Genomic DNA, 15,332 nt, shown 5'->3' on the forward strand with positions numbered 1-15,332 from the left:
GGCGTTTTTCTGCGTGTCAGAGGCCCATCAGGGGCGGAAAAAATCTGTAAACGACGTCACCGACACTGGATGCGACCATCCCTGTACTGGATACGACCCACCCTGTAGGCGTCAGATTTGCACTGGTACATGATCGGTTACGGCTCGTTTGCAAGGCCGCGTGTCAGAGAGTGCCCACGCGCCACCAACCGCAACATCCAATTAAGCGTGGTTGTCCTGACCGGACACCGCCGATAAAACACCAGGAGTCCACCCATGAAAGGTTCCAAGCCGTTGTTGTTGGCCGCCATGCTGAGTCTTCCGATGCTGGCCAACGCTGCAGAACCCGAAAAGTGCAGCACCGTCAATTTCTCCGATGTCGGCTGGACCGACATTACCGTGACCACGGCGACCACCAGCGTGGTGCTGGACGCGCTGGGCTACAAGACCAAGACCACCATGATTTCCGTGCCGGTGACCTACAAGTCCCTGGCCGATGGCAAGAACATGGATGTATTCCTCGGCAACTGGATGCCGACCATGGAAAACGACATCAAGGCCTACCGCGAAGCCGGCACCGTGGAAACCGTGCGCACCAACCTCAAGGGCGCCAAGTACACTCTCGCCGTGCCCCAGGCCCTGTATGACAAAGGTCTGCATGACTTCGCCGACATCCCCAAATTCAAGAAAGAGCTGGACGGCAAGATCTACGGCATCGAGCCGGGCAACGACGGCAACCGCCTGATCCAGAGCATGATCGAAAAGAACGCCTTCGGCCTGAAGGACGCCGGCTTCAAAGTCGTCGAGTCGAGTGAAGCGGGCATGCTCTCGCAGGTCGACCGCGCCTCCAAGCGTGGCACCGACGTGGTGTTCCTCGGCTGGGCGCCGCACCCGATGAACACGCGTTTCAAGATCCAGTACCTGACCGGCGGCGACGACTTCTTCGGCCCCGATTTCGGTGCCGCTACCGTGGCGACCAACACCCGCAAGGGCTACAGCCAGGAATGCAGCAACGTTGGCCAACTGTTGAAAAACCTGGAGTTCACCGTCGACATGGAAAGCACGCTGATGGGCAACGTGCTCGACGACAAGATGAAACCCGAGGCCGCCGCCAAGGCCTGGCTGAAGAAAAATCCACAGGTACTCGATACCTGGCTCGCTGGCGTGACCACCATTGACGGTAAACCTGGCCTGGAAGCCGTGAAAGCCAAACTTGCGCAATAACTGCTGATGTTATGCCGGGCGAGTTCGCTCGCCCGGGCTGTTTATTCCCTTGCATGCGGACGTTCACTACCATGCTTATTGATCAGAAAATACCTTTGGGCCAGTACATCGCGGGCTTTGTCGAATGGTTGACGCAACACGGCGCCAACACATTCGACGCAATCGCGCTGTTTCTGGAAACGATGATTCACGGCGTGACGTTTGCGCTGACCTGGTTCAACCCCCTGGCCCTGATCGGCCTCATTGCGCTATTGGCGCACTTCATCCAGCGCAAATGGGGCCTGACCGTATTCGTCATCGCGTCCTTCCTGCTGATCCTCAACCTGGGGTACTGGCAAGAAACCATGGAAACCCTCGCCCAGGTGCTGTTCGCGACCCTGGTCTGTGTGCTGATCGGCGTACCGCTGGGCATTGTCGCCGCGCACAAGCCGATGTTCTATACCCTGATGCGTCCGGTGCTCGATCTGATGCAGACCGTACCGACCTTCGTCTACCTCATTCCTACCCTGACCCTTTTCGGTCTGGGTGTGGTCCCGGGCCTGATCTCCACGGTGGTGTTCGCGATTGCCGCGCCTATCCGCCTGACCTACCTGGGCATCCGCGACGTTCCGGGCGAACTGATGGACGCCGGCAAAGCCTTCGGCTGCTCCCGCCGCCAACTCCTGTCGCGTATCGAACTGCCCCATGCGATGCCAAGCATCGCGGCCGGTATCACCCAGTGCATCATGCTGTCGTTGTCGATGGTGGTGATCGCCGCGCTGGTGGGTGCCGATGGCCTGGGCAAACCCGTGGTCAACGCACTGAACACCGCCGATATCGCCCTGGGCTTCGAAGCCGGCCTGGCGATCGTATTGCTGGCGATCATGCTCGACCGCATCTGCAAACAACCCGACGCTAAAGTAGGGGGTGACGCATGAGCATCATTCGTTTCGAAGACGTCGATGTTATTTTCTCCAACCGCCCCAAGGCCGCGCTGGACCTGCTGGACAAGGGTTTTTCGCGCCCCGAGATCCTGCAGCAGACCGGCCTGATCGTCGGTGTGGAAAAAGCCAGCCTGTCTATCGAGAAGGGCGAAATCTGCGTCCTGATGGGCCTTTCCGGCTCAGGCAAATCCAGCCTGCTGCGCTGCATCAACGGCTTGAACACGGTCAGTCGTGGCAAGTTGTTCGTCGAGCATGAAGGGCGGCAGATCGACATCGCGTCCTGCTCCCCCGCCGAACTGAAGATGATGCGCACCAAGCGCATCGCCATGGTGTTCCAGAAGTTCGCCCTGATGCCCTGGCTGACCGTGCGCGAGAACATCAGCTTCGGCCTGGAAATGCAGGGCCGTCCCGAGAAGGAACGGCGCAAGCTGGTGGATGAGAAGCTTGAGCTGGTGGGCCTGACCCAGTGGCGCAACAAGAAACCCGACGAGCTGTCCGGCGGTATGCAGCAACGGGTCGGCCTGGCCCGCGCCCTGGCGATGGACGCCGACATCCTGCTGATGGACGAACCGTTTTCGGCACTCGACCCGCTGATCCGCCAAGGCCTGCAGGACGAACTGCTGGAACTGCAGCGCAAACTGCAAAAGACCATCGTGTTCGTCAGCCATGACCTGGACGAAGCCCTGAAGCTGGGCACGCGGATCGCGATCATGAAGGACGGCAAGATCATCCAGTACAGCAAGCCGGAAGAAATCGTGCTGAACCCGGCGGACGACTATGTGCGCACCTTCGTCGCCCACACCAACCCACTCAACGTCCTGTGCGGTCGCAGCCTGATGCGCACCCTGGACAACTGCAAGCGCATCAACGGTTCGGTTTGCCTGGATCCGGGCGGCGACTCCTGGCTCGACCTGGCCGAAGGCAACACCATCAAAGGCGCCCGGCAGAACGGCGCGGTCCTGGACCTGCAAAACTGGGCACCGGGCCAGTCGGTGGAAGAGCTGGGCCGGCGTCCGACCCTGGTGGATTCCAACATCGGCATGCGCGACGCGTTGCAGATCCGCTACCAGACCGGCAACAAACTGGTGCTCCACGATAACCAGAAAGTCGTCGGGATCCTGGGCGACAGCGAGCTGTACCACGCACTGCTCGGCAAGAACCTGGGCTGAGCCCACGCACACAAACGCCGCGAGATGATCGCGGCGTTTTTGTTTGTGCAGTGCTGACTGCTGGCAAGCTTGACCTGGAATGCAAACAACTGTGGCGAGGGGATTTATCCCCTCGCCACAACAGTATTCCAACTATCAATCGGCGTCAGGCCTTCACACCAACCGACGAGTGTTATAAAGACATCCCGAAAAAGACCTCGCCCCTGCGCGGCGGTGTTCCCAAGTGCCTTCAAGCGCCCTTTACACGTGGAAATCCGACAAGCAGCGACGACGTGTCATAGAACTTTGTTTTTGTTGATTGAACGTTCAATCAAAACAAAATAGACTGGCCCTCGCCATGACGGACTGCACTTGTCCGCCTGCAGGCCTAAGGAGATGTGCTAGATGCCCAAGGTCGGTATGCAACCCATCCGCCGCCAACAATTGATCGAAGCCACGTTGCAAGCGGTCGATCAGGTCGGCATGGGGGACGCCAGCATTGCGCTGATCGCTCGTTTGGCTGGTGTCTCCAACGGCATCATCAGTCACTACTTTCAGGACAAGAACGGCCTGATCGCGGCCACGGCCCAGTACCTGATGACTGTCCTGAGCGAAAACGTCACCGCACGCCGCCAGGCACTGGAGGACACCAGCCCGCGGGCTCACCTCAAGGTGATCATCGAAGGCAACTTCGACGCCAGCCAGGTCAATGGCCCGGCAATGAAAACCTGGCTGGCCTTCTGGGCCACCAGCATGCACCACCCGTCTTTGCACAGGTTGCAGCGGATCAACGATCACCGTCTGTATTCCAACCTGTGCTGTCAGTTCCGCCGCCTGTTGCCCGTCGATCAGGCACGCAGCGCGGCACGGGGCCTGGCCGCGTTGATTGACGGTTTGTGGCTGCGCGGAGCGCTGTCGGGAGACGCGTTCGACACCGCCCAGGCGCACCAGATCGCTTACGAATACATGGATTTCCAACTGGCCAAGGCAGGGGTGCCAGAGCACACAGAACCGCTCGACTCCTGAACCGCCACCGCAGCGCGTAGTCAGCTATGAACGACACGCTCGGTGGCCAGCCAACCACTCATGCACTTGCGAGGACTTTATGGCCCGTTTCGAACTGCAAAAACTCTACATCGATGGCGCGTACAGCGATGCCAGCGGCGACGCCACTTTCGAAGCCATCAACCCGGCCAACGGTGAAGTACTCGCCCTGGTGCAGCGCGCAACGTTCGAGGACGTGGAGCGCGCCGTGGTCAGCGCCGAAAAGGGCCAGAAAGTCTGGGCCGCCATGACCGCCATGCAGCGCTCGCGCATCCTGCGCCGCGCCGTGGACATCCTGCGCGAGCGCAACGATGAGCTGGCCGCCCTGGAAACCCTGGACACCGGCAAGGCCTACTCCGAAACCCGCTACGTCGACATCGTCACCGGTGCTGATGTGCTGGAATACTACGCCGGCCTGGTGCCCGCCATCGAAGGCGAGCAGATCCCGTTGCGCGACACGTCTTTCGTCTACACCCGTCGCGAGCCCCTGGGCGTAGTGGCCGGTATCGGCGCGTGGAACTACCCGATCCAGATCGCCCTGTGGAAATCCGCACCGGCCCTGGCAGCCGGTAACGCGATGATCTTCAAACCGAGCGAAGTTACCTCGCTGACCACCTTGAAACTGGCCGAGATCTACACCGAAGCCGGCGTTCCAGCGGGTGTGTTCAACGTATTGACCGGCAGCGGCCGTGAAGTCGGCACCTGGCTGACCGAGCACCCGCGCATCGAGAAAATCTCCTTCACCGGCGGCACCGACACCGGCAAGAAAGTCATGGCCAGCGCCTCGAGTTCTTCACTCAAGGACGTGACCATGGAGCTGGGCGGCAAGTCGCCGTTGATCATCTGCGACGATGCCGACCTGGACCGCGCCGCCGACACTGCGATGATGGCCAACTTCTACAGCTCCGGCCAGGTCTGCACCAACGGCACCCGCGTGTTCGTGCCGAGCCACCTCAAGGCGGCCTTCGAAGCCAAGATCGCCGAGCGCGTGGCGCGCATCCGCATCGGTAATCCAGAAGACGAAAACACCAATTTCGGCCCGCTGGTGAGCTTCGCCCACATGGAAAGCGTGTTGGGCTACATCGAGAAAGGCAAGGCCGAAGGCGCGCGCCTGCTGTGCGGCGGCGGTCGCCTGACTGAAGGCGAATTCGCCAAGGGCGCGTTCGTCGCCCCGACCGTGTTCACCGACTGCACCGATGAAATGACCATCGTGCGCGAGGAAATATTCGGCCCAGTGATGAGCATCCTCACCTATGACACCGAAGAAGAAGTGATCCGCCGCGCCAACAACACCGATTTCGGCTTGGCCGCCGGCGTCGTGACCCGCGACCTTAACCGCGCCCACCGTGTGATCCACCAGCTTGAAGCCGGTATCTGCTGGATCAACGCCTGGGGCGAGTCCGACGCCAAGATGCCGGTGGGCGGCTACAAGCAATCGGGCGTGGGCCGTGAGAACGGCATCAGTTCGCTGAACAACTTCACCCGCATCAAGTCGGTGCAGGTCGAACTGGGCGATTACGCGTCGGTGTTCTAAGCCGGCGTTGCCTCTGCGGCCGCCATCGCGAGCAAGCTCGCTCCCACAAGAGCTCCCATTCCAATGTGGGAGCGAGCTTGCTCGCGATATCGAGTGCGAAGCACTCGCCAGGCCTGACCTGAACCCAATTCAAAAAGAGGGTGCATTTCATGTCCCAAGAATTCGATTACATCATCATCGGTGCCGGCTCGGCCGGTAACACCCTGGCCACCCGCCTGACCGAAGACGAGGGCGTCACCGTCCTGCTGCTCGAAGCCGGCGGCCCGGACTATCGCCTCGACTTCCGCACGCAAATGCCTGCCGCCCTGGCATTCCCGCTGCAAGGCCGGCGCTATAACTGGGCCTACGAGACCGACCCTGAGCCGCACATGAACGGCCGCCGCATGGAGTGCGGTCGCGGCAAGGGCCTGGGCGGTTCTTCGCTGATCAACGGCATGTGCTACATCCGCGGCAACGCCCTGGACTATGACAACTGGGCAAAACTGCCTGGCCTCGAGGACTGGACGTACCTGGACTGCCTGCCCTACTTCAGAAAAGCGGAGACCCGGGACATCGGCCCGAACGACTACCACGGCGGCGACGGCCCGGTCAGCGTGACCACGCCCAAGGCCGGCAACAACCCGTTGTTCCACGCCATGGTCGAAGCCGGCGTGCAGGCCGGTTACCCGCGTACCGAAGACCTCAACGGCTACCAGCAGGAAGGTTTCGGCCCGATGGACCGTACCGTCACGCCCAACGGCCGTCGGGCCAGCACCGCACGCGGTTACCTGGACATCGCCAAGAAGCGCTCGACCCTGACCATCGTCACCCACGCCCTGACCGACAAGATCCTGTTCGAAGGCAAGCGTGCGGTCGGCGTGCGTTACCTGGTGGGCGCCGCTGAAGAGCGTGTCGAAGCCCGGGCACGCAAGGAAGTGCTGCTGTGCTCCGGCGCCATCGCCTCGCCACAGATCCTGCAACGCTCCGGCGTCGGCCCGGCGCGATTGCTGGAAAGCCTCGACATTCCGGTGGTCCATGACCTGCCAGGGGTCGGTGAGAATCTGCAGGATCACTTGGAGCTGTACCTGCAATACGCCTGCACCCAACCGGTTTCGCTGTACCCGTCGCTGCTCTGGTACAACCAGCCGGCCATCGGTGCCGAATGGCTGTTCAACGGCACCGGTATCGGCGCCAGCAACCAGTTCGAGGCCGGCGGCTTCATCCGCACCCGCCCGGAATTCGATTGGCCGAACATCCAATACCACTTCCTGCCGGTGGCGATTAACTACAACGGCAGCAACGGCGTGAAGGAACACGGTTTCCAGGCGCACATGGGCTCCATGCGCTCGCCGAGCCGCGGCCGGATCCAGGCCAAGTCCAAGGACCCGCGCCAACACCCGAGCATCCTGTTCAACTACATGGCGACCGAGCAGGACTGGCAGGAGTTTCGCGACGGCATCCGCCTGACCCGCGAGATCATGCAACAACCGGCCCTCGACCCGTTCCGCGGGCGCGAGATCAGCCCGGGCATCGAGGTGCAGACGGACGCGCAACTGGACCAGTTCATCCGCGAACACGCCGAAACCGCGTTCCACCCGTCCTGCTCGTGCAAGATGGGCACCGACGACATGGCCGTGGTGGACGGCGAAGGCCGCGTGCATGGCATGCAAGGCCTGCGCGTGGTGGATGCCTCGATCATGCCGATCATCACCACCGGCAACCTGAACGCGCCGACGATCATGATCGCCGAGAAAATCGCCGACAAGATCCGCGGTCGCAAGCCCCTGCCACGCAGCACCGCCCCGTACTACGTGGCCGGCGACGCGCCGGTGCGCGGCAAGCCACTGCGGGAAGTGGGGCCAATGGCTCAGTAAGACTCAGGAGCGCCATCGCGAGCAAGCTCGCTCCCACAAAGGGCACGGTGGCTGGCACAGATCTTGTGCTCGCCGAAAGGCCCATGTGGGAGCGAGCTTGCTCGCGATGGCGGTGGATCGGCTTGCATCAATGTCGGATGTACCGCCGTCTTCGCGGGCAAGCCCGCTCCCACAAAGGCACGACGGCCGGCCACGGATTCCGTGGTCGCCGAAGATCCAGTGTGGGAGCGGGCTTGCTCGCGAAAGCGTCCGCCCTGACAACCTCAGTATTCCTTCTACCTTGATCCCACCCCCACCCCAGGCCTAATCTAGAGCCGCCGCGTCAAATCACCGCAATGCGCCGCCCCCTCGCTCCAGACAAGGAGGTTCCATGTTCGACTTCCACCCCCAGCTCAAGCAGCGTTTTGCTGCCTTGCGCACGGGCGCTGAATTCTTTTCCCTGCGTTACGTGCGCGAATCCGGCCAGCATTTGTCGGTGCGCAAGAATGTCGCCGAACCGCCCAGCCTGAACCGTGATGAAGGTGCGATGCTCACCGCGCGGGTCAACGGTGTCGAGGCGTATGCCGCCACCAACGACCTGTCCCAGGCCGGTCTGCAAGCGGCACTGGAACGCGCCGAACAGCATGCTCGCCAGCTCAAGCCCCATGCCTTGCTCGACCTGCGCGAGCAAGCCGTGTCCAGTGACCGCGCCGATTACTTCTCGCCGCATTTCGACCAGGCTTTCCCCTCCCTGAGCGATTGCTACCAGTTGCTCGGCGACGAATCGGCTGCGGTGCCCCAGGACGAGCGCCTGGTGAACTGGCAGGCCAGCATCGGCCTGACCCAGGTCGAGCAGATCTACCTCAACAGTGCCGGCGCTGAACTGCGCCAGGCCCAACGCTTCATCTATCCGGCCCTGGATGTCACCGCCTTCGACGGCCACGACAGCCAGACCCGCACCCTGGGCCGGGAAAATTTCGGCCAGCAGGGCGGCTTCGATGTGATCAGCCGCTGCGGCCTGATCGGTGCCGGGCCGAAAATCGCCGACCAGGCCCTGCAGTTGCTGATGGCGCCGAACACGCCGCAAGGCCCCCGCGACCTGCTGCTGATGCCCGACCAGATGATGCTGCAGATCCACGAGTCCATCGGCCATCCGCTGGAACTGGACCGCATCCTGGGGGACGAGCGCAACTACGCCGGCACCAGCTTCGTCAAAGCCAGCGATTTCGGCCACCTGCAATACGGCTCCCGCCTGTTGAACGTGACCTTCGACCCGAACATTCCCGAAGAACTGGCCAGCTACAGCCACGACGATGACGGCAGCGCCGCCAGCAAACAGTTCCTGATTCGCGAAGGCCTGTTGCTGCGTCCTCTGGGCGGCGCGCTGTCGCAGTTCCGCGCCGGCCTCGACGGTGTCGCCAACAGCCGCGCCTGCGGCTGGAATCGGCCACCCATCGACCGCATGGCGAACCTGAACATCGAACCCGGCGACCAGTCCCTGGCGCAACTGATCCAGGGCATCGAACGGGGCGTGCTAATGCGCACCAACCGCTCCTGGTCCATCGACGACGCCCGCAACAAATTCCAGTTCGGCTGCGAGTGGGGCCAGTTGATCGAAAACGGCGAGCTCAAGGGCGTGGTGAAGAACCCCAACTACCGGGGCATTTCCGCGCAATTCTGGAAGAGCCTGCGCGCGGTGGGCGATGCCAGCACCTTCCAGGTCCTGGGCACGCCGAACTGTGGCAAGGGCGAACCGAACCAGGTCATCCGCGTCGGCCATGCGTCGCCAGCCTGCGTGTTCAGTAACGTCGATGTGTTTGGGGGAGATGCCTGATGAGCACTTTCAACAATCAGGCCGGGGCATTCAAGGCCTTGGTCGACTGGCTGCGCGATGCGTTGCATGAATCCGAACAGTTCACCCTCGGCTACGCCGCCGAGTCTTCGGCCTTCGTCCGTTTCAACCATGGCAAGGTCCGCCAGGCCGGGCAGGTGCAGCAAGCCAATGTCAGTTTCAAACTGATCGACGACGGGCGCCACGCCGACCTGCAGATCACCTTGTCCGGCGACCCCGAGACGGACTTGCAACGTCTGGCCGAAGGCCTGCAACAACTGCGCGAAACCTTGCCATTGCTGCCCCGCGATCCCTACCTGCTGCTCAACCCCGACCACTGGCAGAGCAACAATGTGCAGGCCCATCCATTGCCCGAGACGGAACAGGCCGTTAGCGAAATCACCCGGGCCGCCGAAGGCCTGGACCTGGTGGGGTTCTACGCCGCCGGGCCCATCAGCCGTGGTTTCGCCAGTTCGTCGGGGGCGTTCGGCTGGCATCAGGCCAACAGTTTCAACTTCGATTTCAGCCTGTTCCATGACAATGGCCAGGCGGTGAAAGCCAGCTACGCCGGGCATGAATGGAGCAGTGACGGATTTGCCCGGCGCTTCGAACAGGCCCGCGAGCAACTGGAATTCCTCGGCCGCCCGCTGCGCACGTTACCGCCCGGCGAATATCGCGCCTACCTGGCGCCGGCCGCGCTGGAAGAGATCATGGGCATGCTCAGTTGGGGCGGGTTCTCGGCCCGTGCGATCGCCAGCAAGCAAAGCCCGCTGCAGAAGTTCTACGCAGGCGAAGCCCACTTCAGCCCCAACGTGTGGCTGGCGGAGCAGGTCAGCGGCTCCTTGAGCCCGGCGTTTTCCGACGAAGGTTATCCCCGCGATGACTTGGGGCTGGTCGCCAAGGGCACGGCCCATGCGCGACTGGTCAACTCCCGCAGCGCCGCCGAATATGGCCTCGCGGCCAACGGCGCCAGCAGCTACGAATACCCTACGGCGCTGGACATGCGGGGCGGACAACTGGAGCAAAAACACATTCTCGAAGCACTCGGCACCGGGCTGTACATCAGCAACCTCTGGTACCTGAACTACTCGGACCAACCGGCGGCGCGCCTGACCGGCATGACCCGCTTCGCCACGTTCTGGGTCGAGAATGGCCAGATCGTGGCGCCGGTCAGCACCATGCGTTTCGACGACAGTGTCTACAGCCTGCTCGGCTCGCAACTCGAGAGCCTGACCCGAGAGCGGGAACTTCTGCTCTCGGCCAGCACCTACAGCCAGCGGGCCACGGCCTCGATGCTCTTGCCGGGAGCGCTGGTCAAGCGGTTGACCTTGACGCTGTAAAGAAGCATCGCGGGCAAGCCATGCTCCCACAGGATGTGCGCCGCACATGTGGGAGCAAGGCTTGCCCGCGATGAAGCCAACAGACACCCGACCACAAACAAGAGGTCCCATGCCCAACCGCGCCCCGCTCGACGCCGTCACCGCCCGCTGGCTTCCATGGGTCGTGGCGATTGCCTTCTTCATGCAGTCCCTCGACGGGACCATCCTCAACACCGCCCTGCCCGCCATGGCCCGTGACCTGGCGGAAAACCCGCTGCGCATGCAGGGCGTGATCATCGCCTACATGCTCACCGTGGCGTTGCTGATCCCGGGCTCGGGCTGGATCGCCGACCGTTTTGGCACCAAGAAGATCTTCTTCGGGGCGATCCTGCTGTTCAGCTTCGGCTCGTTGTTATGCGCCTTGTCCAGTTCATTGAGCATGCTGATCGGCGCCCGGGTCATCCAGGGCCTGGGCGGTGCGCTGATGCTGCCGGTGGGCAGGCTGGTGGTGCTGCGGGCGTATCCGCGCTCGGAACTGGTGCGGATCATGGGCTTCATCACCATCCCCGGCCTGCTCGGCCCACTGATCGGGCCGACCATGGGTGGCTGGATGGTCGAGTACCTGACGTGGCACTGGATCTTCATCATCAACCTGCCGGTGGGCGTGATCGGTTGTTATGCCGTGTGGAAGTTCATCCCCGACCTGCGTGGCAGCGAGCGCACCCGGTTCGATGGGCTGGGGTTCCTGCTGTTCGGCGCGGCGATGGTGCTGATCACCATCGCCATGGAGGGCCTGGGCGAACTGCACTTGCCGCACCTGCGGGTGATGTTGCTGCTGTTCGGCGGCATGGCCTGCCTGGCGGCCTACTGGCTGCGGGCCGGACATGTCGAGAACGCGCTGTTCCCACCGTCGTTGTTCAAGACTCGCACCTTCGCGGTGGGCATCCTCGGCAACCTGTTCGCCCGCCTGGGCAGCGGCGCGTTGCCGTTCCTGGTGCCGTTGCTGCTGCAAGTCGCCCTGGGCTATTCACCGTCCCAGGCCGGCATGAGCATGCTGCCCCTGGCGGCGGCAGCCATGGTCGCCAAGTCCGTGGCCCGACCGCTGATCGAACGCCTGGGCTATCGCATCGTCCTGACCGGCAACACCGTGGCCCTGGGCGTGATGCTGGCAAGCATGGGCTTGGTCAGCGAACAGACGCCGTACTGGCTGTTGCTGGCGCAACTGGCGGTGCTGGGGGCGATCAACTCGCTGCAATTCACTGCGATGAACACCGTGACCCTGATCGACCTGGACGATGCCAGCGCCAGCAGCGGCAACAGCCTGTTGTCGGTGGTGGCGCAACTGTCCCTGAGCCTCGGCGTGGCCTGCGCCGGTGCCCTGCTCGGCGGCTTTACCGCCCAGGTGGGTAACGACGGGGTGGAGACGGTGCTGGGCGCGTTCCAGCTGACATTCGTGACGGTAGGGATCATGGCGATGCTGGCGGCGACGATTTTTTCCCAGTTGTCCAAGCAGGATGGACGGCGGCAGAAACGTCCCGATGAGCATATCGAGCATTAACCCAGGCGCTTGGAACGCTGTCTGAACCGGGGGACATGTTGGCTTTTGTGGCGAGGAACCACACCACGCTCGTCCAGAACTTTCGAAGAAAGTGGCACGAGGCTGCTACACTGCGCGACATTTTGTTTTGCAGGCCAGTCCCGTGACCACCATTGCCACCGCTTTTAATACTTTGCCGCTGTCCGCCGCCATGCTGGCTAACCTCGAATCACTCGGTTATGCCCAGATGACGCCGATCCAGGCGCAAAGCTTGCCGGTGATCCTCAAGGGCATGGACCTGATCGCCCAGGCCAAGACCGGCAGCGGCAAGACCGCCGCCTTCGGCATCGGCCTGCTGAACCCGATCAACCCGCGTTTCTTCGGCTGCCAGGCACTGGTGATGTGCCCGACCCGCGAGCTGGCTGACCAGGTCGCCAAGGAAATCCGTCGCCTGGCCCGCGCCGAAGACAACATCAAGGTCCTGACCCTGTGCGGTGGCGTGTCCTTCGGCCCGCAGATCGCTTCCCTCGAACACGGCGCCCACATCATCGTCGGCACGCCGGGACGCATCCAACAACACCTGCGCAAGGGTTCGCTGGTGCTCGACGGCCTCAACACGCTGATCCTCGACGAAGCCGACCGCATGCTCGACATGGGCTTCTACGACGCCATCGAAGACATCATCCAGCAGACCCCGGAACGCCGCCAGACACTGCTGTTCTCCGCCACCTACCCGGTGGGCATCAAGCAACTGTCGTCCAAGTTCATGCGCAACCCGCAGCAAGTGAAAGCCGAGGCGTTTCACTCCGACGCGCAGATCGAGCAGCGTTTCTATGAGATCTCCCCCGAGGAGCGCATGGACGCGGTGGTCAAGGTGCTGGCGCATTTCCGCCCGGCCTCGTGCGTGGCGTTCTGCTTCACCAAGCAGCAGGTCCAGGAAACCGTCGACCACCTGACCGCCAAGGGCATTTCCGCCGTTGGCCTGCACGGCGACCTGGAACAGCGCGACCGCGACCAGGTGCTGGCGATGTTCGCCAACCGCAGCACCTCGGTGCTGGTGGCTACCGACGTGGCGGCCCGCGGCCTGGACATCGATGCCCTGGACATGGTGATCAACGTCGAACTGGCCCGGGACTCGGAAATTCACATCCACCGCGTCGGCCGCACCGGGCGCGCCGGTGAGAAAGGCATCGCCATCAGCCTGGTGGCGCCGTCCGAAGCCCACCGCGCCCAGGCCATCGAGCAACTGCAGAAGTCGCCCCTGAACTGGGATCAACTGGACAACCTCAAGCCCCAAGGCGGCGGCCCGTTGCTGCCGGCCATGAGCACCCTGTGCATCGGCGCCGGGCGCAAGGACAAGGTCCGCCCCGGCGACATCCTCGGCGCCCTGACCGGCGAGGCCGGCATCCCCGGCGCCCAGGTCGGCAAGATCGCAATCTTCGATTTCCAGGCCTATGTGGCCGTGGAACGCGGCATCGCCAAGCAGGCCCTGCAACGCCTGAACGATGGCAAGATCAAGGGCCGCTCGTTGCGGGTGCGGATCCTGTAAAGCGATCTGCAACCCGACAGAGATCAAACTGTGGGAGCGAGCTTGCTCGCGATAGCGGTGGATCAGCGGCATTGATGCTGCCTGACACGCCGCCATCGCGAGCAAGCTCGCTCTCACATTCAGTGTACGAGAAAGTTGAGAGGACACCGTTTTGCGCTCTACCGAAGTCGTGATCATTGGCGCTGGCGCCGCGGGGTTGATGTGTGCGCTGACCGCGGCCGCGCGCGGGCGGCAGGTGATGCTGCTGGACCACGCCAACAAGGCCGGCAAGAAGATCCTCATGTCCGGCGGTGGACGCTGCAATTTCACCAACATGTACACCGAGCCGGGCAACTTCCTGTCGCAGAACCCGCACTTCTGCAAGTCGGCCCTGGCCCGCTACACCCAGTGGGACTTCATCGCGCTGGTGGCCAAGCACGGCGTGCCCTATCACGAGAAAAAGCTCGGCCAGTTGTTCTGCGATAACAAGTCCAGCGACATCCTCGGCCTGCTGCTGGATGAATGCGACCAGGCCGGCGTCAGCCTGCACCTCGACACGTCGATCACCCAGATCGAAAAAACCGACGGCGGCTACCTGCTGCAAACCACCCTCGGCGCCCTCGCCTGCCAATCCCTGGTGATCGCCACGGGCGGGCTGTCGATCCCGACCCTGGGGGCGACCGGTTTTGGTTATCAGGTGGCGAAACAGTTTGGCCATGCGCTGCTGCCGACCCGCGCCGGGCTGGTGCCGTTCACCATCACCGATCAACTCAAGGCGCTGTGTACCGAACTGTCGGGCACCTCGGTGGATTGCCTGGTGAGCTGCAACGACCAGAGCTTTCGCGAGAACATCCTGTTCACCCATCGCGGCCTGAGCGGGCCGGCGATCCTGCAGATTTCCTCATTCTGGGAGCCGGGGGACACGGTGCAGATCAACCTGCTGCCCGACCACGACGTGCCACAATGGCTGCAACAGCAACAGGCCGAACGCCCCAACAGCGAACTCAAGACCCTGTTGGGCGAGTTGTTCACCAAGAAGATGGCCAACCTGCTGGCCGACACCTGGTTCGTCTCCAAACCCATGAAGCAGTACATCCACGGGGAACTGGCGGACATCGCCGAGAAACTGACGTGCTGGAACGTCGTCCCGGCGGGCACCGAAGGCTACCGCACCGCCGAAGTCACCCTGGGCGGCGTCGACACCCGGGAAGTCTCGTCCAAGACCATGGAATCGTTGAAAAGCCCCGGCCTGTATTTCATCGGCGAAGTGCTGGACGTCACCGGACACCTGGGCGGGTTCAACTTCCAATGGGCGTGGGCTTCGGGGTATGCGGCGGCGCAGTACGTCTGATCCGGCACGATTTGAATGTGGCAGTAACCCTGTGGGAGCGAGCTTGCTCGCGATAGTGGTGGTTCAGTCAACATCAATGTGA

At 62.7% G+C, this 15,332-nt stretch carries 11 protein-coding genes; all 11 read left to right on the top strand.

Going from position 1 to position 15,332, the window contains the following annotated elements; genetic code table 11:
* The first annotated feature begins 255 nt into the window (after positions 1–255).
* The 11 genes from BM321_RS27970 to BM321_RS28020 all read left to right on the top strand — a co-directional run bounded on the left by BM321_RS27970 (position 256) and on the right by BM321_RS28020 (position 15,250).
* Positions 256–1,203 (top strand): choline ABC transporter substrate-binding protein, encoded by a 948-nt coding sequence (locus tag BM321_RS27970; RefSeq protein WP_072405846.1) that lies wholly within the window; start codon positions 256–258, stop codon positions 1,201–1,203.
* A 71-nt stretch (positions 1,204–1,274) separates the two neighbouring features.
* A complete protein-coding gene (choW, locus tag BM321_RS27975) occupies positions 1,275–2,120 on the top strand; it encodes a choline ABC transporter permease subunit (protein ID WP_092446183.1) in 846 nt (281 codons plus the stop codon).
* Positions 2,117–3,295 (top strand): choline ABC transporter ATP-binding protein, encoded by a 1,179-nt coding sequence (choV, locus tag BM321_RS27980; RefSeq protein WP_060740268.1) that lies wholly within the window; start codon positions 2,117–2,119, stop codon positions 3,293–3,295. Before choW ends, choV begins: the two co-directional genes overlap by 4 nt.
* A 384-nt stretch (positions 3,296–3,679) precedes the next feature.
* Positions 3,680–4,300, top strand: a complete 621-nt coding sequence (gene betI, locus BM321_RS27985; RefSeq protein WP_092446185.1) for a transcriptional regulator BetI — start codon at positions 3,680–3,682, stop codon at positions 4,298–4,300.
* Between the two features lie 79 nt (positions 4,301–4,379).
* Complete coding sequence (gene betB / locus BM321_RS27990) at positions 4,380–5,852, top strand: betaine-aldehyde dehydrogenase (protein WP_092446187.1); 1,473 nt, start codon at positions 4,380–4,382, stop codon at positions 5,850–5,852.
* A 149-nt stretch (positions 5,853–6,001) separates the two neighbouring features.
* A complete protein-coding gene (betA, locus tag BM321_RS27995; protein WP_092446189.1) occupies positions 6,002–7,705 on the top strand; it encodes a choline dehydrogenase in 1,704 nt (567 codons plus the stop codon).
* 370 nt (positions 7,706–8,075) lie between these two features.
* Entirely contained in the window at positions 8,076–9,518 is a 1,443-nt protein-coding gene (locus BM321_RS28000; protein ID WP_092446191.1) for a TldD/PmbA family protein, read from the top strand.
* Positions 9,518–10,855 (top strand): TldD/PmbA family protein, encoded by a 1,338-nt coding sequence (locus BM321_RS28005; protein ID WP_092446193.1) that lies wholly within the window; start codon positions 9,518–9,520, stop codon positions 10,853–10,855. Before BM321_RS28000 ends, BM321_RS28005 begins: the two co-directional genes overlap by 1 nt.
* A 109-nt stretch (positions 10,856–10,964) precedes the next feature.
* Positions 10,965–12,392 carry a multidrug transporter subunit MdtD gene (gene mdtD / locus BM321_RS28010; RefSeq protein ID WP_092333390.1) on the top strand — a complete coding sequence of 476 codons (1,428 nt, stop codon included), beginning with the start codon at positions 10,965–10,967 and terminating at the stop codon, positions 12,390–12,392.
* A 190-nt stretch (positions 12,393–12,582) separates the two neighbouring features.
* Positions 12,583–13,920, top strand: coding sequence for an ATP-dependent RNA helicase DbpA (dbpA, locus tag BM321_RS28015; protein ID WP_256573516.1), 1,338 nt, complete (start codon positions 12,583–12,585; stop codon positions 13,918–13,920).
* 151 nt (positions 13,921–14,071) lie between these two features.
* Positions 14,072–15,250, top strand: coding sequence for a BaiN/RdsA family NAD(P)/FAD-dependent oxidoreductase (locus BM321_RS28020; protein ID WP_092446195.1), 1,179 nt, complete (start codon positions 14,072–14,074; stop codon positions 15,248–15,250).
* Positions 15,251–15,332: the final 82 nt, after the last annotated feature.

It is taken from the genome of Pseudomonas sp. NFIX10 (assembly GCF_900111955.1).
In the GTDB taxonomy this organism is placed as follows: Bacteria; Pseudomonadota; Gammaproteobacteria; order Pseudomonadales; family Pseudomonadaceae; genus Aquipseudomonas; species Aquipseudomonas fluorescens_AA.